The 18,794-nt window shown below is 64.6% G+C and carries 17 protein-coding genes and 1 riboswitch; of the genes, 10 read left to right on the forward strand and 7 right to left on the reverse strand.

The window, feature by feature from the left end; translation table 11 throughout:
- Window positions 1-48 precede the first annotated feature (48 nt).
- The 5 genes from QF015_RS16745 (at window position 49) to QF015_RS16765 (ending at window position 7,094) form a co-directional block, all read left to right on the forward strand.
- The gene (locus tag QF015_RS16745; protein ID WP_310207430.1) at window positions 49-1,032 is read left to right on the forward strand and encodes an ABC transporter permease; all 984 of its coding nucleotides are present in this window, start codon (window positions 49-51) and stop codon (window positions 1,030-1,032) included.
- Complete coding sequence (locus tag QF015_RS16750) at window positions 1,032-1,991, forward strand: ABC transporter permease (RefSeq protein WP_310207427.1); 960 nt, start codon at window positions 1,032-1,034, stop codon at window positions 1,989-1,991. Before QF015_RS16745 ends, QF015_RS16750 begins: the two co-directional genes overlap by 1 nt.
- Entirely contained in the window at window positions 1,988-4,147 is a 2,160-nt protein-coding gene (locus tag QF015_RS16755) for a dipeptide ABC transporter ATP-binding protein (RefSeq protein WP_429390216.1), read from the forward strand. Before QF015_RS16750 ends, QF015_RS16755 begins: the two co-directional genes overlap by 4 nt.
- A gap of 77 nt (window positions 4,148-4,224) precedes the next feature.
- Complete coding sequence (locus tag QF015_RS16760; RefSeq protein WP_310207421.1) at window positions 4,225-5,952, forward strand: ABC transporter family substrate-binding protein; 1,728 nt, start codon at window positions 4,225-4,227, stop codon at window positions 5,950-5,952.
- A gap of 95 nt (window positions 5,953-6,047) precedes the next feature.
- A complete protein-coding gene (locus QF015_RS16765; RefSeq protein ID WP_429390217.1) occupies window positions 6,048-7,094 on the forward strand; it encodes a Gfo/Idh/MocA family protein in 1,047 nt (348 codons plus the stop codon).
- Here QF015_RS16765 and QF015_RS16770 read toward each other — a convergent pair.
- A complete protein-coding gene (locus QF015_RS16770; protein WP_310207414.1) occupies window positions 7,060-7,557 on the reverse strand; it encodes a hypothetical protein in 498 nt (165 codons plus the stop codon). The genes QF015_RS16765 and QF015_RS16770 overlap by 35 nt on opposite strands.
- 36 nt (window positions 7,558-7,593) lie before the next feature.
- Window positions 7,594-8,787: a WXG100 family type VII secretion target gene (locus QF015_RS16775; RefSeq protein ID WP_310207411.1), complete on the reverse strand. Its 1,194-nt coding sequence runs from the start codon at window positions 8,785-8,787 to the stop codon at window positions 7,594-7,596.
- Window positions 8,788-9,069: 282 nt separating this feature from the next.
- Here QF015_RS16775 and QF015_RS16780 point away from each other — a divergent pair, with 282 nt between their 5' ends.
- The 3 genes from QF015_RS16780 to QF015_RS16790 all read left to right on the forward strand — a co-directional run bounded on the left by QF015_RS16780 (window position 9,070) and on the right by QF015_RS16790 (window position 11,320).
- A complete protein-coding gene (locus QF015_RS16780; RefSeq protein WP_429390218.1) occupies window positions 9,070-9,798 on the forward strand; it encodes a hypothetical protein in 729 nt (242 codons plus the stop codon).
- A 137-nt stretch (window positions 9,799-9,935) separates the two neighbouring features.
- Complete coding sequence (locus QF015_RS16785) at window positions 9,936-10,487, forward strand: RNA polymerase sigma factor (RefSeq protein ID WP_310207406.1); 552 nt, start codon at window positions 9,936-9,938, stop codon at window positions 10,485-10,487.
- Window positions 10,484-11,320, forward strand: a complete 837-nt coding sequence (locus QF015_RS16790) for a hypothetical protein (protein ID WP_429390219.1) — start codon at window positions 10,484-10,486, stop codon at window positions 11,318-11,320. The genes QF015_RS16785 and QF015_RS16790 overlap by 4 nt, the downstream gene beginning before the upstream one ends.
- A 120-nt stretch (window positions 11,321-11,440) precedes the next feature.
- Here QF015_RS16790 and ald read toward each other — a convergent pair whose 3' ends face one another.
- Window positions 11,441-12,559, reverse strand: coding sequence for an alanine dehydrogenase (gene ald, locus QF015_RS16795; RefSeq protein ID WP_018780201.1), 1,119 nt, complete (start codon window positions 12,557-12,559; stop codon window positions 11,441-11,443).
- Between the two features lie 205 nt (window positions 12,560-12,764).
- On the opposite strand from ald, the gene QF015_RS16800 reads away from it, so the two are divergent.
- Entirely contained in the window at window positions 12,765-13,982 is a 1,218-nt protein-coding gene (locus QF015_RS16800) for a PucR family transcriptional regulator (RefSeq protein ID WP_429390287.1), read from the forward strand.
- A 200-nt stretch (window positions 13,983-14,182) separates the two neighbouring features.
- Here QF015_RS16800 and QF015_RS16805 read toward each other — a convergent pair whose 3' ends face one another.
- Window positions 14,183-15,463, reverse strand: coding sequence for a hypothetical protein (locus tag QF015_RS16805; RefSeq protein WP_429390220.1), 1,281 nt, complete (start codon window positions 15,461-15,463; stop codon window positions 14,183-14,185).
- A 2-nt stretch (window positions 15,464-15,465) separates the two neighbouring features.
- Window positions 15,466-15,612, reverse strand: a riboswitch (cyclic di-AMP (ydaO/yuaA leader).
- 250 nt (window positions 15,613-15,862) lie between these two features.
- On the opposite strand from QF015_RS16805, the gene QF015_RS16810 reads away from it, so the two are divergent.
- Window positions 15,863-16,927, forward strand: a complete 1,065-nt coding sequence (locus QF015_RS16810) for an ATP-dependent DNA ligase (RefSeq protein WP_429390221.1) — start codon at window positions 15,863-15,865, stop codon at window positions 16,925-16,927.
- A gap of 9 nt (window positions 16,928-16,936) precedes the next feature.
- Here QF015_RS16810 and QF015_RS16815 read toward each other — a convergent pair whose 3' ends face one another.
- The 3 genes from QF015_RS16815 to QF015_RS16825 all read right to left on the reverse strand — a co-directional run bounded on the left by QF015_RS16815 (window position 16,937) and on the right by QF015_RS16825 (window position 18,791).
- On the reverse strand, window positions 16,937-17,209 hold the full coding sequence (locus QF015_RS16815; RefSeq protein WP_310207394.1) for a DUF6480 family protein: 273 nt from the start codon (window positions 17,207-17,209) through the stop codon (window positions 16,937-16,939).
- 113 nt (window positions 17,210-17,322) lie between these two features.
- Window positions 17,323-18,132: an alpha/beta fold hydrolase gene (locus QF015_RS16820; protein WP_429390222.1), complete on the reverse strand. Its 810-nt coding sequence runs from the start codon at window positions 18,130-18,132 to the stop codon at window positions 17,323-17,325.
- Entirely contained in the window at window positions 18,132-18,791 is a 660-nt protein-coding gene (locus QF015_RS16825) for a maleylpyruvate isomerase family mycothiol-dependent enzyme (RefSeq protein ID WP_429390223.1), read from the reverse strand. The genes QF015_RS16820 and QF015_RS16825 overlap by 1 nt, the downstream gene beginning before the upstream one ends.
- Window positions 18,792-18,794: the final 3 nt, after the last annotated feature.

Raw genomic sequence — 18,794 nt, forward strand, 5'->3', positions numbered from 1 at the left:
GGAAGGACGAGCATTGAGTTTTGCCACGATTCGGGGCAGCCACCCGACATGCTGAAATATCTGATGAAGCGGTCGGGCATTTACCTGATCATGATCTTCCTGACCACCAGCGCCGGGTACTTCCTGGCAGTCTCATCGCTCAAGCCCGCGGTCCTGGAGCAGGAGAAAATCCCTCGGCCAACCCCGGAACAGGTAGCAGCATCATTCCGTGGACTCGGACTTGACCCGGAGTTGAACCCCTGGGAACGGTACATTCAGTGGCTGGGCGGCATCGTCACCCGTTGGGACTGGGGCCGCAGCCCCAACGGCGCCTTCGTGAACGCCGAGTTTGCGGACCGCGTCCTGGTTTCCACCCGCTTGTTCATCGCCTCGATCATCCTCACGCTGGTGATCGGCGTCGCCCTCGGTGTCTACTCCGCCGCACGCCAGTACAAGTTCCAGGACCGGGTCATCACGTCCTACAGCTACCTGGTCCACATCCTCCCCGCCCCCATTGCCTACTTCCTGGTGCAACTCGGCGCCATCAGCATCAACGAGTCCGTTGGGGAACGCATCTTCTTCGTCACGGGAATATCGACGCCGGGAATCGACCCTGGCTGGCCGGCTTTCGTTGACATGGTGGCCCACTACGCTGTGCCCACCTTCGCGATGACCATCTTCGGATGGGCCGGTTACCAGATTGCCCAGCGGCAGTACTTGCTGGACAACGTCAATGCCGACTTTGTCCGCACCGCCCGGGCCAAGGGATTGACCCGCAACCAGGCCATCAGGAAACACGCACTCCGCGTCTCCTTCATCCCGGTGGCACAGAGCATCGCGTTCACCATCCCGGCGATCTTCACCGGCGGCTTCTTTGCCGAGGCCATCTTCGCCTGGCCCGGCATCGGCCTCTGGAGCATCCAGGCCATCAGCCTGCAGGACGTCAACGTTGCCACCGCGACGCTGGCCTACGGCTCGGTAATCTTCGCGATCGGCGCCATCCTCGCCGACTTCGCCACCACGCTGGTCGATCCACGAGTGAGGGTCCAGTAATGACCAACATCATCGATCCCATCGCGGAAATCGACGAGTCCCGGGTAGCCGACCAAGACGTTGTCATTGGCAAGTCCCGCATCATCTTCCGTCGCTTCATGCGCAACCGGACCGCCGTCGCCGGTCTGTTCATCTTCCTTGCGTTGTTCCTCTTTTCCGTCTTTGGCGGGTTCCTGACCTCATGGGACAAGGACACCATCGATCCGTTGAACATCGGCATGCCGCCGTCACCGGACCACCTGCTGGGTACAACGCAGGCCGGCATCGACCTCATGGCACTCATCGTCGATGGCACCCGGACGTCCATCCTCATCGGCCTGATTGTGGGCGGCGTCTCCGTGCTGATCTCCGCCGTGTACGGCTGCACCATGGCATTCTTCGGCGGCAAGGTGGACGCCACCATGCTGTTCATCCTGGAGGCGCTCATCATGATGCCCGCCATCCTGGTGGTGGCCGTGGCAACCAGCGGCAGCGGCGGCCTCAAGGACCTTCCCAGCTGGCTCCTGCTGGTCGTCGTGCTGCTGTTCTTCAGCTGGATGGGAACCGCCCGCCTGGTGCGCTCGCTGTCCATGTCGCTTATGCAGCGCGATTACGTCAAGGCCGCTAAATACATGGGTGTCCCGTCCCGCCGCATCGTCTGGCGCCACTTGGTCCCCAACATTGGTTCGTTGCTGGTGCTCGACTTCACCCGCGGCATCACCGGCGCCATCTTGGCTGAAGTTGCGTTCTCCTTCATCGGTATCGGCATCAAACTCCCCGACGTCAGCCTCGGTGTCCTGATCGGCCAGGCAACGGGCCAGGTGTCCTCCTTCCCATGGATGTTCTGGGTCCCGCTGACCGTCATGTTCCTGCTGACCGGCTCGCTGGCCATGATGAACGACGGCCTCCGTGACGCCTTCGACCCCAGCTCCAGTTCCATCGGACGGGCCAAGACCAAGACCGCAAAGGCTGGCAAATGAGCACCAATATCACTCCCGCTGAGCGTCTCCGGGATGCTGGACTCTACGCACCCGGCGATGCCGTCCTCAGCGTCCGCGACCTGAACGTCCGCTTCAACTCCGAGAACGGCGTGGTCCATGCGGTCCGTGGCGTCGACTTCGACCTCCTGCCCGGGAAGACACTGGGCATTGTGGGCGAGTCCGGCTCCGGCAAGTCCGTCACGTCCATGGCCATCATGGGTCTCCTGCCCGAAACCGCTGACATCACAGGCTCCGTCCGGTACAAAGGCAAGGAACTCCTGGGCCTCAGCGACAAAGCCATGTGCAAGCACCGCGGCAATGACATCGCCATGGTGTTCCAGGACCCGCTGTCCTCACTGACCCCCGTCTACACGGTGGGCAACCAGATCATCGAGGCGCTGACAGTCCACAACCCGACCATGAGCAAGCAGGCTAAAGAAGCCCGCGCCGTCGACCTTTTGCGGATGGTGGGCATCCCGAGCCCGAAGGACCGGCTGAAGGCCTTCCCGCACGAATTTTCCGGAGGCATGCGCCAGCGCGTCATGATCGCCATTGCGATCGCCAACGATCCGCGGGTACTCATCGCCGACGAACCCACGACGGCGCTCGACGTCACCATCCAGGCGCAGGTGCTGGAAGTCCTGCACACCGCTCAGGAGGAGACCGGCGCCGCCGTTGTCATGATCACGCACGACCTCGGCGTCGTCGCGGGCATGGCCGACGACATCATGGTCATGTACGCGGGCAAACCGGTGGAGACCGGCACCGTGGAGGACATCTACTACAACCCGCGGATGCCCTACACCTTGGGCCTGCTGGGCGCTGTGCCCCGCGTTGATACTGCCACCAGGCAGTCGCTGGTTCCCATTGAAGGGACGCCGCCCAACCTTGCGCTGCCGGTGACAGGGTGCTCCTTCGCGGCCCGTTGCCCCCTGGTCAGCGACGCCTGCCTGCACGGCGAGCCGGAGCTGTTCCCCGTGCCCGGTGTTGAGGGCCAGACGCTGGGACACAAGGCCGCCTGCATCAAGTCGAACGAGCTGTCCAACGACGCCGACGCGCACAAGATTTACCACGCGCCGCCCAAGCCCGTATCAAAGTTCGACGGCGTCGCCCGCGTCGAGCGCGAAAAGGTCCTGGAACTCAAGGACGTGAAGAAGCACTTCCCGCTGCTCAAGGGTGCCCTGATCAAGCGCCGTATCGGCACGGTCAAGGCCGTGGACGGGCTGAGCTTCGATATCCGCGAGGGCGAGTGCGTCTCGATCGTGGGGGAGTCCGGCTGCGGCAAGACCACCACGCTGTTGGAAATCATGGAGTTCCACCCGGACCAGGTGGGCGAGGTGGTCATCGGCGGCGTCAGCAACAAGGTAGCCACCGACCACAAGACCAAGATGGCCATGCGCAAGGAAATGCAGATGGTCTTCCAGGACCCCACGGGTGCCCTGGACCCGCGCTTCACGGTGTACGAAGTCCTGGCCGAGCCGCTCGAGAACCTGGGAATGCCCAAGGCTGCCATCAGGAAACGCATCATGGAACTCATGAAGCTGGTGGGCCTGCAACCTGACCACGTCAACCGCTTCCCCAACCAGTTCTCCGGCGGCCAGCGGCAACGCATCGGCATAGCCCGGGCGCTCGCCGTCAATCCGAAGCTCGTAGTACTGGATGAGCCCGTTTCTGCACTGGACGTGTCCGTCCAGGCCGGCGTGATCAACCTGCTGGACAAGCTGCGGGCCGAATTGGGTTTGAGCTACCTGATGGTGGCCCACGACCTCTCGGTGGTCCGACACATCTCGGACCGTGTGGCCGTGATGTATCTGGGCAAGATCGTGGAGACCGGCGACGTGGACGATGTCTTCGACAACCCGCGCCACCCCTACACGCGGGCCCTGTTGTCCGCCATCCCGGTGCCGGACCCCAACCTGGAACGCACCCGCGAACGCATCATCCTGCAGGGGGACCTCCCCAGCCCGCTTGATGCACCCAAGGGATGCAATTTCGCCACCCGTTGTCCTGTGTTCGCCGCCCTCCCTGCCGCAAAGCAGGAGAAGTGTCTTACTCTGGAGCCGCCACTGGCTTCCGAGAAGGAAAGCGCGCAGGACTTCGCCTGCTTCTTCCCGGACGGAGAGATAGATGCCGACATGCTGGTGGTGCATGCCTGACAACACATGACGCATTTGAATACATCCCTGGTCTCAACTCGCAAAGATATTTCAGTCGTAAACATGAAGGGCAAACCATGAAGAAGTACACGACGATCGGCGGCGTAGCGCTAGCAGCAACGCTCATGCTGACCGCTTGCGGCGGGGGAACGCCGTCGGGTCCGGCCTCCCAGAAGGCAGAAGAAAGTGGCGGCGACATCAGCAAGCTGATCAGCGTCAATGCCAAGGAAGCAAAGGATCTGGAGCAGGGCGGAACGGTCACCCTGGCTGTTGGCAGCATTGGTCCGGACTTCAACGGCTTCTCCAATGTGGGCAACAGCGCAGATACTTCCGCCCTTCTGACGCCGGTCAACCCGGCCGCCATCAGCAGCGGTGGCATCGGAGGCTGCTGGAAGTTGGACTTCAGCGGCAAGGCCGAGCCCAACAAGGACTTCTGCGAAGAGGTCAAGAGCGAAGTCAAGGATGGCAAGCAGACCATCACCATCAAGGTCAACGAGAAGGCCACATGGAACGACGGCACTCCCATTGATGTGAAGACCTTCGAAAACACCTGGAACATGCTGAAGGGTGAAGACAAAGCCATCGACATTGTCACTGCTGGCAACTACGCCTTTGTTGACTCCGTCAAGGCCGGCGCCAATGACAAAGAAGTCATCGTCACCACAACCCAGCCCGTCTACCCGCTGGATTCACTCTTCTTCGGGTTGATCCACCCCGCCAACAACTCCGCTGAAACCTTCAACACCGGCTTCACAGGCAACATGCACCCCGAGTGGATGGCCGGACCGTTCAAGGTGGAAAACTACGACACGACGGCCAAGACCGTCACCATGGTTCCCAACGAGAAATGGTGGGGCCAGAAGCCGGTCCTCGACAAGGTCATCTGGCGTCAGATGGAGCCCAGCGCGACCATCGCAGCCTTCAAGAACGGTGAAATCGACGCAGCCAACGGCCGTACGCTTGGCCGCTACAAGCAGCTCGAAGGCACCAACAACTCCGAAATCCGGCGTGGTCAGCGCCTGTTCGCCGGCGGCTTGAACCTGAACGCCAAGCGCCCGGCACTGACCGACGTTGCCGTACGTAAGGCGATCTTCACCGCCGTCGACCGCAAGGCCATCCGCGATGTCCGCTTCAACGGCCTGAACTGGTCCGAGGAGAGCTCGGGCTCCATGATGCTCATGCCGTTCTCCGAGTACTACCAGGACAACTACCCCGTGAAGGACACCGGCGCCGAGGCTGCCAAGAAGGTCCTGACGGACGCTGGCTACACGGCCAACGACAAGGGCATCATGGCGAAGGACGGCGTGCCCGTCTCGTTCAAGATCACCAACTTCGGTGACGACCCCACCGCAGCTGCGACCTCGCAGACCCTGCAGAAGCAGTTGCAGGCTGCCGGCATGGATGTTTCGATCGATCAGCGCGGCGACGCCGACTTCGGCAAGGTTGTTGGTTCCCGGGAGTTCGATGTGACCATCTCCGGCTACACCGTGGGGCCGGATGCGACCGATGCCGTGAAGCAGTACTACGACTCCGAGACCAACGAAAACGGACTCGGTGACGCGGAACTCGATGCGGAAATCAAGCGTCTGTCTTCGATCGCCGATAACGCAGAGCGCAACAAGGCGGCCATGGAGGTCGAAAAGAAGCACATGGAGAAGTACTTCTCCATGGGCGTCGTGATGAACGGCCCGGAGATCCAGTTCGTGCGCACGGGCCTGGCCAACTACGGCCCGTCCCTGTTCCAGAGCCTGTCCAACGTTCCGGATTGGACCACCCTCGGCTGGGAAAAGGGCGCCAAGAAGTAGCCTCCCCGCTGTCAGTTCCTGAAGGCCGGGAATCTCTCTGAACCTGTTGATCGGTTCGGGAGGCTCCCGGCCTTCGCCGTCGGTAGCCTAGGTTCATGACTTCCCAGCCGATCCGTACCGCAGTCGCAGGTTTTGGGCTTTCGGGCAGCGTGTTCCACGCGCCTTTCATCGCCTCCAACCCAGCCTTTGAACTCGCTGTCATCGCAACCTCAGACGCAGCACGCCAAGCCAAGGCCAAAGAGCGATACCCGCAGGCAAAGATCGTCAACACCCCCGAGGACATCCTTGCCCTCGCTGGCGAATTGGATCTCATCGTCCTCGGCACACCGCCCGCAACCCATTACCCGCTGACCAAAGCGGCGCTGGAAGCCGGGCTCGACGTCGTCGTTGATAAACCGTTCGTGGTTCACAGCGCCCAAGGCGAGGAACTGATCCGTCTCGCGGCACAGCTGGGCCGCGTCCTCACCGTGTACCAAAACCGGCGTTGGGATGCCGACTCACTGACCGTGCGGAAGATGCTCGACGCCGGGACGCTGGGTACGGTGACCAGGTTTGAGGTGGGCATGGAGCGCTGGGCGCCGGAGATCGCCAAGGCGTGGAAGGCCAGTGCCACGGCGGACGACGGCGGCGGTGTCCTCTTTGACCTCGGCACCCATGTCCTGGACCTGTGCCTGCAGTTCTTCGGCCCAGCCACCGTCACCTACGCGGAAATCCAGGCCCGCCGTCCCCAGGAATCAGCCGATGATGATGTCTTCCTGGCACTCAGGCACCACTCCGGTGTGGTCAGCCACGTGACCATCAACCTCAACAGCCACCTTCCCGGCCCGCGCTTCCGCATCCTTGGAACGGAGGGTGGTTTCGTGAAGTTCGGTGCCGACCCGCAGGAACCCCACCTGTCAGGTGGCGGGCTGCCCACGGACGCCGAGTACGGCGTCGAGCCTGCCGGGAACCATGGCACGCTGGAGCTGAACGGGCAGCGCACCACCATCCCCACGGAACGCGGCGCCTACCAGGAGTTCTACCGCCTCCTCGCGGAAAAGATCGACGACGGCGGCACCGGCTCCGCGCTTCCGTTGCCGGTGGATCCGGCGGACTCGGTGGCGGTCCTTATGCTGATTGAGCAGGCGCGGTCCCGGGGGTAACGTCGGCACTCGCGACCACCGAGTAGATGGCTTTGAGGTCGTCGCTTCCCTCAAGCGGCTGGCAACTTCCTGTCAGCTGGACCACGTCCGAGGCGGCGTCCTGCTGGACCACGGTGACAGCCGTGAATTGTGCCAGGGAACCTGCCTGCGGGTGAGTGTAGCGGGCTTCTCGCACATGCCATTCGCGGCCGTTGATGACCACGGGTTCTGTGCCCAGCAGGACGGCGTCCGGCAGGGAGTCCAGGAATGAGTCCACGGATGCGGCGATGTCCCGCAGCTGGTAGCCAGGCAAACGGCGGGACACGGAGATCACCACATTTGCTGTGTAACGGCCTTCCGCGGCCGGGGCCATCAGTGCTCCCACAGCATCCGGGACCACCTGTGGTGTCCAGCCGGCCGGCGGATTGAGTTTGATGGCGGGGTAGGCGGGGAAAGCCGTGGACGGGAATACCTGCTGCGACATGGGAGCCTTTCCGGCGGTGGAGGGTGGTGGCGGACGTTAGTTGTTGAGGAAGTCGACGAATCCGGTGACCGAATCCACGAACCCCTTCGGGCTGAGGGTGATTTGTCCGCCTGCGCCCAGTCCCAGTTCCGCGGTGAGCTTGGCGCCTGCGCCCAGGGTGAGTCCGTCTTCGTCCATCGAAGCCGTAAAGAAGTGTCCTTCACCCGCACCGGCGGCCACTGTTGCGTTCAGTGTGACTGTCTGGCCAAGGACTTCGACATACCGGCTCCCTGTCAGCTCCGCTCCCGCTCCTGCGCTGAAGGCGGTGCCTGTGACATCGCGGCCCTTGACGCTGACCTCGCCTTCACCGGCGCTGGCCCAGGCTCCGGCGCGCAATTCTCCACCCTGGCCCAAAGCGAACAACCCGCCAGCGAACTCGGTCTTGTCATCCACAGTGACCTTCTGACCGGCAAAGCCCTCACCACCGGCCGAAAAGAGGAAGGGGCTGCTCGCTTCAGCGTGTGCGCTAGCCTCAACTCCGGTCATGAAACGCGTGGTGGAGGTGTTGCTGACCCAGCCGTCAAAGAAGTCGGATCGTGTGGTGGTCACATTCTCCGCGCCGGCGAACGCTTCACCGTTGGCGTGGGCGTTGGGAAGTCCCAGTCCGAAGGGCACGCTGGCTTCGAACTCGCCATTGGCGCGGGCTCCGACGAACGTCTCGTTGGTGATAGTTGTCTTGACGGGCCCGTACTCCGTCTCTGCTTTCCATGTCATTCCGCCTCCGGACGAAGCTTCGCCGGAGCCCCCTACGGCGATCCCGTCCGGTCCCATCGAGCCGTGCGTTTCACCCGTTGCATCACTGTCAAACGAGCCGCTCCCTTCGACGGTGACAGGACCGTAGGTGGTGGGATCAAACGTGAACTCCAACGGCCCTGAGGGGCTCCTGCCCTTTCCGTCACCAAGACCACGTCCCGGACCGCCCAGGGAAGCCTGTTCCTGCTGGTCCGCATTGCGCTTAAGGGCCCGCGCGTTGTCCCTGAGGCAAACCGCCGCTGCGCCAAGCCGTCCATAAAGATGGCTGTGCCAAGTGCTTCGAAACTGGTCGGCGTCGTTTCCCCGCCAGTAGTTGCCATTCTGAATCAGCACATTGAGTTGCTGTTGAAGTGTGGTGATCTTCTCCGCTTCGGAGTCCATCACTGCCGAAAGCCGCCGGAGATCTCCGACGTCGGCGCCTACCAATCCCTGTCCCATTAAGTACCCAGTCCCATCACGCATCCCCTGAACGTAGCGACGTACACCTGGGGACCAGTCGTGGCACCAGGTGTCTCCCGAGCATAGTTGCCCCGGAGGAGCGCTGCCATGGGGAGAACTATCGGGGTGGATAAGTCCTTTCGGAAAAATTCGACCACCTGCGTAACCTCGCCGCGGCCGCGAACGATGTAGGGGGTGTGCGGGCCACGTCCGCACTCTGATCATCCGGCAGCGGCCCAACAGCTGCCGGGGCAATCCCAAAATAGTTTGTCGGAGGGTTTCATGTCCTTGTTCACTGTCCTTGCCACCAGCAAAGTCGCCACAGGCGTCCTGGCCGCCGGAGCCGTAGCGGCCGGCGGAACCGGCATCGCTGCCTTCAATGGCGCACTGCCCACCGAAATCCAGCAAAGCGCCCATCAGCTCGTTGGTGCTCCCGCTCCCGTGGCCGAACAGGCCGGCGAAGCAGCCGGGGCGAAAGCGGCTGATGCCAAGAGCCAGGCGACTGCCGCCCTTGGGGCCGCGAAGGCAAAGGCCGCCGAAGCCGCCGGAGCAGGCCAGGCCAAGGCTTCCGCGGCTGTGTCTGACGCCAAGTCCGCGGTGGACGCGACGTCTCCCGAGGCTTTCGGCCTCTGCACCGCCTTCCTGAAGGGTGGACTGTCGTCTGGCACCAAGGTCCCGGGCTTTGAATCCCTGGTTGTCGAGGCCGGTGGCGAAGCCAAGGTGGAGGCGCACTGCGACGCTGTGGTTGCCGCCGGCAAGGCTGCCGGACTGACGGCGGACGGTTCGGCGAAGGCAGATATCGACGCCGGTGCTTCCGTAACGTCCGAGCGCCCGGCCACGCCCGCAGTCCCGGCTACGCCCGCAGTCCCGGCGGCGCCGGCAGTCCCGGCTACGCCCGCAGTCCCGGCGGCGCCGGCAGTCCCCGCGACGCCTGCAGCCCCGGCCCTCCCGTCGCAGGTTCCCACGGAGGTTCCTTCGGCACCCGGCGCAGCCCTCGATTCTGTCCGCTAAACCAGCAGCGGCTACGGTTTAACGGCGGGGCTCCTTGGCAGATGGCAGGGAGCCCCGCCACGTAATGGACGGCAGCAGCAGCGTTCCACAACCCCGTAGGGACGGTACTGCTCTGCTCTGGATGGAGGCATCCACGGGTGCTTGACCCTTTAGCTGACGAATATGTGCAGGCGGATTCCGACGATCCCGCGCTGCTCTTCACGGCTGCCTACAACAGCTTCGCCGGGCCGGTCTTCGGCTACCTCCGGGCCCGCGGTGTGGACGATCCGGAAGCCGTCACCCAGGACGTTTTCCTGGCGTTGTATCCCAAACTGGACACCCTTCGAGGCGGATTGCACGGCGCCAAAACGTTGCTGTTCACCATCGCCCACGCCCGGATGGTGGATCACTACCGCAAACGGGAGCGGACCCCGGACACAGCCGCTTTCGACGTGGACCTGGACCCGCGCCGGGCGCCGTCGGCGGAGGACCAGGCTTTCGGCCGCGCTTCCGGTTTGGGCGTCACGGGACTTTTGGACGACCTCGCCGACGACTACCGGGAGGTCCTGGCCTTACGCGTCGTCGCCGACCTTTCACTGGAAGAAACCGCGGCCATCATGGGTAAATCGCAAGGCGCCGTGAAGCAGCTGCAGCGCAGGGCCTTGGGCGCACTGAAGAAACGTGCACAACGAACGAACGGCACATCATGAGCGAACACTTTCCGCCCCGCGGACGCCACCACGAGCAAGCAGTCGACCGCCTGCTGGCAGACTCCGGACTGGACGGCGACGACGATCTCCGCACGGAGCTGCTCGAACTCCGCGCACTGGCCGGCACCACACCCTTGCCGTCCGACGCAGTCCGTGCGCTCATGGTCAGCGGCCCGGCCGCAGTCACCCAGCAGATCACGACGGCGGACGGCCCGGCTGCGTCGTCCGGCGCTCCGACGGCGGTACTCACCACGGTTGGCCCGGCATCCCGGGTTCCCGCTGATGACCACGTCCCTGGGGGTGACCGCCCTGCCGACGAACTGGCCGTCCGGCGGCGGACAAAGCGCCGCACGGCCATTGCCGGCCTCGCAGTGGTGGTGTCACTGGCCGGGGGCGCTACTGCTGCGGCCGCCTCTGAGGGCGGCATTCCCGGGGCTTTCCAGCACCTGGGTGCAGCCATCGGCTCAGTTGTCTCGCAGCTTACGCCCGGTTCCGGAAACGTCCCGCAGCCGGACGGGCCCGCTGGCCCAGCTCCCGCGCCGACTGGCGGGGACATGCCCGCGGCCCCTCGTCAGAACGAGCCCGTGCCTGCTGCCCCGAATCACACAGGCAGCCCAGCACCTGGGCCGCGGCCGGAGCCCGGCGGCGTCGCACCGTCCCAGGCACCGAAAACCCCGTCACGCCCCGAACCCGGCAACGGTTCGATTCCCACGCCGCCCGTGATTCCCGTGGCACCGCCCGGGATCGACCCCTCGAAGGCAGACCCGACAAAGCTCCGCCCGAGCGACCTCCCCGTCCCAAACGTCCCGGTCCCCGGCATCCCCGCGAAGTGACAGTTAATGCCAATGTTTGACGGAAACACTGGCATTAAGTGTCACTTCGGCGCGGGTTAAACCCCGACGGCGGGGTGCAGCTTCGCGTGGAAGCTGCACCCCGCCGTCGGGCGTTGTTTCCTAGGCGGAAACCAGGCTGTGCCAGTCGTTCACGAGGGGCAGGTTGTGAGCCTCGGAAACGGAGTGGTGTGCCACGTGGCCGGCGGCGATGTTGAGGCCGGCAGCCAGGGCGGGGTCGCGATCGAAAGCGGCCTTGACGCCCAGGTTGGCCAGTGCCACGGCGTAGCGCAGGGTGACGTTGGTCAGTGCGTACGTGGAGGTGTTCGGAACGGCGCCAGGCATGTTGGCAACGCAGTAGAAGATCGAGTTGTGGACCTTGTACGTCGGTTCCTGGTGGGTGGTGGGGTGCGTGTCCTCGAAGCAGCCGCCCTGGTCCACGGCGATGTCCACCAGGACCGATCCCGGCTTCATGCGGGAGACGAGTTCGTTGGTGACCAGCTTGGGAGCCTTGGCACCCGGGATCAGGACGGAGCCGATCACGAGATCTGCGTCGATAACTGACTTCTCGATCTCGTAGGCGTTGGAGGCAACGGTCTTCAGGCGGCCCTGGTAAAGGGCATCGAGTTCGCGCAACCGGTTGATGTTGATGTCCATGATGGTGACATCAGCACCGAGGCCCAGCGCCATGGCGGCGGCGTTGGTTCCGGCAACGCCTGCGCCGAGCACAACAACCTTGGCCGGGCGCACGCCCGGTACGCCGCCCAGGAGGACGCCCTTGCCGCCGGCCGGGGCCATCAGCGAGGATGCGCCGACCACGACCGACAGGCGGCCCGCGACCTCGGACATCGGGGCGAGCAGCGGAAGCGTGCGGCCTTCCTGCACGGTTTCGTAGGCGATGGCCGTGACGCCGGAGTTGATGAGCTCGGCGGTGAGCTCGGGTTCTGCGGCGAGGTGCAGGTAGGTGAAGAGGATCAGGCCCTTGCGGAAGCGGTGGTACTCGGCCGCGATGGGTTCCTTGACCTTCATGACCATGTCCGCGCGGCCCCACACGTCGTCAGCTTCGTTGACGATTTCGGCGCCCGCGATCGAGTATTCCTCGTCGGTGATGCCCGAGCCGAGGCCTGCGCCGCGCTCAACCAGAACGGTGTGTCCGTGGGTGCGGAACTCGTGGACACCGGCGGCCGTGATGGCTACGCGGAATTCGTTGTTCTTGATTTCTTTGGGGACGCCGATGATCATCTGTGGGCTCCATCGTTAGCGGCCTCTTCGGCCGAAAATGTGTTGCGGGCTGTGATTCCAGAATAAATCCGGCTGTGAGGCAGGCGACATAGGTTGCGGATCCCACCGCAGGGAGAACCCCGGAAAATCAGGGATTCCGCGTAGTGCTGCTCGACATTTGTCGAGCCATGGAACGTCAGGTGTCGCCTGCTGTTGGTACGCTTTCCTGATGCAGCAGGACGTCGAACAGATCGTGGAACGCGTCGCACTGAAGCTTGGCCGCGGCCTGTCACTGGAAGACCTCGACGGTGTCCTCCTCGCCTACAGCTCCAACCAATCCCACGCCGACCGCGTGCGCGTGAACTTCCTCCTCAGCAAGCGCGTGCCCAGCGACGTCAGTGTGTGGCAGCTGTCCCACGGCATCGCCACGGCGGTGCGACCCGTCGTCGTTCCCGCCAATGAGGACCTTGGCATGCTGGGCCGCGTGTGCGTGCCGCTGCTGGTGCGTGGTTTCCGCGTGGGCTACTTATGGGTGCAGCTGGACCTTGAAGAACAAAGCGCGACGGCGATACTCGCCGAGCTGCCCGGCGTCCGTGACGAGCTGGACCTGTTGGCCGGGTTGCTCCTTGATTCCAACACCGCGGAGTCGGAGTTCCGGCGGCGGCGGGAGCAGGAGTTCCTCTCAGCCTGCGGAGGCGAATCGAACGCTGTGGCAGCGGTCGCCGGGTGGAAGGAAATCCAGGGGCGCGGTCCGTGGCAACTGGTGACCATCCTGGACCCTGAAGGTGCCAGGTCCGACGTCGATCCCATTGCGGCGACCCTGACGCACCGTTCCGCAGCGCTGCAGTCCACGATCGGCGTCAATGCTGCCCTCTTCAGCGCAGGAACGGAGACGCATTCGGTGGTCCTGTTCCGCGAATCGGGTGGCCGGGCGGACCACGCCCAGGTGCTGGTCCACTATCAGCTGGAACTCGCCAAACGCGCGGGGCGCAAGGTGGACCGGGTGATCCTGGGGATCAGCGAACCATTCCAGGTGATCCGGCAGCTTGCAGGCGCGTACCGGCAATCCAAGGTTGCGGCGCAAGCTGCGGCCGTCGACCAGCCCCTCGGAGAACTCGTGGACAGCAGGTCCGTGGGGGTCTACCAGCTCTTCGACCGCTTACTGGCACCCGGCGGCTGGGATGACACCGGTTCCGTCCACTTCCGTACCTTGGAGGACCAGGACAAGAACGGCGAACTCCTGCCCGTCCTGGAGCTCCTTTACGACAATGACGGCTCAGTTCAGGACGTCGCCGCCAAACTTCATCTCCACAGGAGCAGCATCTACAACCGCCTCGGCCGGATCCGCCAACTCATCGGTGCTGATCCGTTGAGTGGCGCGATCCGGCTTGAACTGCATGCTGCCCTGAAGGCGCGGCGCTGGGCCGGCCGGCCGCGGATCTGAACTTGTGTGCAAAAGGAGGCAGGCACCCACGGTGCCTGCCTCCTTTTAATGTGTTGCGCTAGTTAGCGTGGTGCCCTAGGACCGCTTCAAGCGCTGGCAGCTCCACCGGCCCAACCGGCGGCGGAACATGGCCGTTCGGCTGCTGCTGCAGTACCGGCCGTGCCAGCCCGCATGCGTGGTGATACGCGGCAATCGGGTGCTCATTTGAGGGCGTCCTTTGCGGCGTCGAGAATCTCGTCAAGCGCCGATTGGTTGGGCTGCGGCGTCGTGGACGCTGCGGGCTTGCCCGTGGGTCGCGGCTTGGCAGTCTGCGTTGGCGTCTGCGTAGGCGTGGGAGTGGGAGCCGGGGTGGGGGTGGCCGTCGGCGTCGGTGTGGGCGTCGTTGTTGGGGTTGGGGCCGGCGGAGTGGTGATGGTGTCCGACGGCACCTCACTCGGCGCGGGCACCGGCTGGGCGGGGACCGGGCTGGTGGTCCCCGGCGCCGCAGCGATGGTTGCCGGCACCGCGGATGGGACCCACACGGGGTCTGCCAACGAAATCCTAGGGGTGGGGACCGACGACGGCGATACTGCTGCGGGTGCTTCCGGAACCGTGGCCGGTTGGCCGGCTTCCGACGTCGCAGCGGAGGACGCGGACGGCGACGAGGCTGTCGAGTAGGAGGCGGACGGCGCGGGTGATGCGGCGCCTGAGTTCCGCCCGGCGTTGCTTCCGCTGGCCTCATGCGCGGGGGTTTCCTGGCCGAAGAACGGCAACTCGAGGGCCTGCCCCAGGGTTCCGGCCGTCAGGACGAGGCCGAGCGCGCCTGCCACCACTGCCATGCGTTGGCTCATGTGCTTGACGGACGCAGCCTTCCGCAGGACGGTGTGGGGTTCCCGGGCGAACGACGATCCTCCAAAGCCTGACTTGGCGGTGGTCGGTGGGACGGTCCGGGTCCGGGCGTCCTTGCGACTGGCCAATGATGCGGATGCCGTTGCGGCTGCGGCAACCTGCGCCGCGGACTTGCCTCGGGGGGACTCAGCGCGGGCAGGCTCGGCCACCACCGGAATGGCGGCGGTGGCCGGTTCGGGGGAGACAGGCGCCTGAGCCGCCGGGGGCACGATCGGAATGGCGGCGGTCGGCGGACCGGGTGTGGTGGACGCAGGAGCTGCAGCCTGCGCAGCCTCTACCCTCGGAATGGCGGCGGTTGCCGGCTCATCGGTTGCCGGGTCATGTGCTTCTGCGTCGACCGTGGCGGGCTCGATCACGGCTCGTGCCGCACGCTCCCGCTCGGCCGCGCGAACGGCCGCCCGCGTGGTGGGTGCCGCAACAGTGGGGATGGCCGCAGTGGCCGGGGCCGGCGTCGTGCTTGTTTCAGGCGCGCGGGCAGGGTCTGCCGGGGCGGCAATGGGGGATCCGCTGGGTTGGGCCCGACGGCGTCCGGTTGGCTTGGTGCGCTCGCGTTCAGTCTGGGTGCGGCGCGGCTGATCCATGGTTGGGGACATGGTGGTTGCCTCTCAACGCCTTCGAGGTTAGCTGTCGGGTTCGGACGAGGCCGTCCGGCCGCCGTGGCGGCTTCACCCCAAGGACTTGGAAACAAGCCCGGGAACTTTTGGGTCCCCCGCCTCTGCCGCGGGTCTGGCGGATACAGGATTGCGGCAGAGCTCGGCGTCAATCCGGTAGCGGCCCAGCGGAGATACGGGTCGCCCTACGACGGTACATGAGCCGGAAAGTAAAGTCACATTAATGTAACGGGCGGTCGGCCTCCCCGCTTGAGGGAGTCTCATCGCTTAGGCTTCGGGGCCGGCTCTGGCGCCTGGAGCTCCGAGTACTGCGGCCAACACGGCCAAGATATCCCTCGCCTAAGACTAGCTTCGGCGTGCACCGGCAGGTAGACATTGACTATGGACCTGCCTGTGATGCCGCCCGTCTCGCCCATGCTCGCCAAATCCGTCCCGGCCATCCCCGATGTTGGGCACTATGAGCCCAAGTGGGACGGCTTCAGGACCATCGTCTTCAAGGACGGGGACGAGGTCATCCTGGGCAGCCGCAACGAGAAGCCCATGACCCGCTACTTTCCCGAGTTGGTGGAAGCCCTGCGGAAGAACCTCCCGGAAAAATGCGTGATCGACGGCGAGATTGTCCTGATCGAGGGTAACCGCCTGGAGTTTGAGGTGCTGCAGCAGCGGATCCACCCGGCGGACAGCCGGGTCAAGATGCTCGCGGAGAAGACCCCGGCGTCCATGATCGCGTTCGACATCCTTGCCCTTGGTGACGAGGACCTGATGGGCCGCCCGTTCTCCGAGCGCCGCGCCCTCCTGGAACGTGCGCTCGCCAAGGCTGAGCCCCCCGTCTACGTAACCCCGGCGGTGACTGACCTTGAGCGCGCCCAGGAATGGTTCGTGCAGTTGGAGGGTGCGGGCCTGGACGGTGTGCTGTCCAAACCGTTGGACGGAACCTATCAACCCAACAAGCGGCTGATGTTCAAGACCAAGCACGAGCGCACCGCAGACTGCGTGGTGGCTGGCTTCCGCTGGCACAAGACCGCGACAGTTGTGGGGTCCATGCTGTTGGGTCTTTATAACGACGCCGGAAAACTCCAGCACGTAGGGGTTGTTGCTTCCTTCCCCATGGCCCGGAGGGAAGCCCTGGTGGCCGAGCTCGAGCCCTACCAGGTTGACCTCAGCGAGCACCCGTGGGGCGAGTGGGCCAGCCAGGGCGAAGGGGTGGCGGGTTCCAGAATGCCCGGCGCCCAAAGCCGGTGGAGCGGCGGCAAGGATTTCTCCTTTGTTCCGCTGCGCCCGGAGTTGGTGATCGAAGTCGCCTACGACTACATGGAAGGCGACCGGTTCCGCCACACCACGCAGTTCCGGCGGTGGCGCCCGGACCGGACGCCGGAGAGCTGCACGTACTCGCAGTTGGAGGAACCGGCCGACTATGACCTCGGGGAGATCCTGAGGCTGCCGTAGGGCGGAGTCCTACTCCTCGTGTCCCTGGTCGCTGCTCATGCTGCCCTCGGCCGGCGGGGTCTCCCCAGGGGGCACTCCGCCGCCGGGTTCAAGTCCTGTGACATTTCCGTCCAGGGGATCCGGGTTGGCGGAGGAGGCGGGATCGTCGTCTTCGTCCTGACGCAATTCAGGATCTGCGTTGACGTTGCCTTTGTCGTCGGCGGGGGTGGCTGCGGCGCCGTATGGTCCGGTAGCGCCGGTCACGCCGAAGCCCTGTTCGTCCTGCGGGTCTTGAGTGGTCACGATCAGCCCTTTCATAAGCAAACTTACTATTGTGCTTGCTCCGCCAGCCTAGCCCGGACGCGCGGACGCAACAAGTGGCACCCAACCCGCACGCCGACGTCGTGCCTGCCTCCTCAAAGGCGCTGCGTTGTCGCGGTGACGAAGCTCCGGATGGCATCCGCTACAGCCTGGGGGCGCATGTGTTGCGCTACATGTCCGACGCCGGGAATTTCCACCAAGCGGCCCTGTGCAACTGCCCGCGACAACCGGAGCGACCACTCGGGACCCGCTACATTGTCGCGGCTTCCCCGGAGGACCAGCACCGGAACCTTGATGCCGGCAAGCCGCTTCTCGGTGGGATACCCCATCATCACTGGCAGCTCCGTCAGGTACCAGCGCGGACCGCAACGGAAGTAATCCGACATGACGATCCAGTTGGACCCGGCACTTTCGCGGAGCAGTCCGTCAAGCGTCAGGGCGAGCGATTGGCGCCCCACGTTCTTGTGCCGTGAATCCACGACGGGCCCCATCAGAACCACCTGCCGGGCCCGTTCCGGCGCCTGCAAAGCTGCTTCGATAACGAACTGCGCACCCATGGAATGACCCACCAGGACGTAGGAATCGATCCCGTGGGAGGTCAGGGCTTCCGCAATAAACGCGCCGTAGTCCTCTACAGAAAGTTGGCGCCCGGGTTTCGTAGTCCCGGCAAAACCTGGGAGATCCAGGGAATACGTGGGTGCGCTCGCAGCGAGCACGGCATGCAGCCGCGCCAAGTACCGGTGCGAAACCCCGATGCCGTGAACCAGGATGTACGTGGGCTCCGCGCCCGTTTGTTCCCCTGAGCCAGGCGGAGGCGTGCCCTCCGCCCAGACGATCCGTCCTTTCAGGCCCAGAACTTCGACGTCGGCAGACTGCAGCGCTGCCGACTTCCCGCGCGGCGCCATCAGGACAGCCTCTGCCGGAAGACCGTGGCGCCGGGACCGCTCAATTCCTTCTCCGCTACCGGCCGGCCGGACACCGCCAGCAGCAGCGCGATGGCGGGACCCTCAACGGCGGGACCGTCGCCGTGCTCGAAGTGGGTGTCAGTTGCAACCAGGCGCCAGCCGGCGGCGATCTCCTTGCCGCCGCCCATCCTGGTGGTGGTCCGAAGTTGGTAGTCCAGGGCGGTAGCCACGTGGACGGCGGGGTAATGACGGCGGATCCCCAACGGGCGGCGGATGTCCTCGCCGTGGACAAACGCCTCAACCAGCCGGCTCGCCAGTCCGGCCGGCGGACCGGATGTCCGGGAGAATACGGCTTTCAACTGATTCAGGGTGCTCCCCGGGTCGATTGTCTTTTCGCGCTCAACACCCACGGCGTTGTCACGGTCAAAATCCATCCGGGAGGCAATCATCCGGCGGACGAAGTTAAGGCGCGTGGTTTTGGCGCTATCGATCACGTGGGCCAGGACGTCGTGGACGTCCCAGGCAGGGCACAGCGACGGCGTTGTCCATTGGGCCGGATGGAGTGGTTCCAGATCCTGAATCAGGGCACGGCGTTCCTCATGCACCACGGGCCAGACAATGGAGTGGGAAGTCGAAGCCATACCGCTATTGAACCCCATTCC

Source organism: Paenarthrobacter sp. TE4293, from assembly GCF_050435325.1.
In the GTDB taxonomy this organism is placed as follows: Bacteria; Actinomycetota; Actinomycetes; order Actinomycetales; family Micrococcaceae; genus Arthrobacter; species Arthrobacter nitroguajacolicus_C.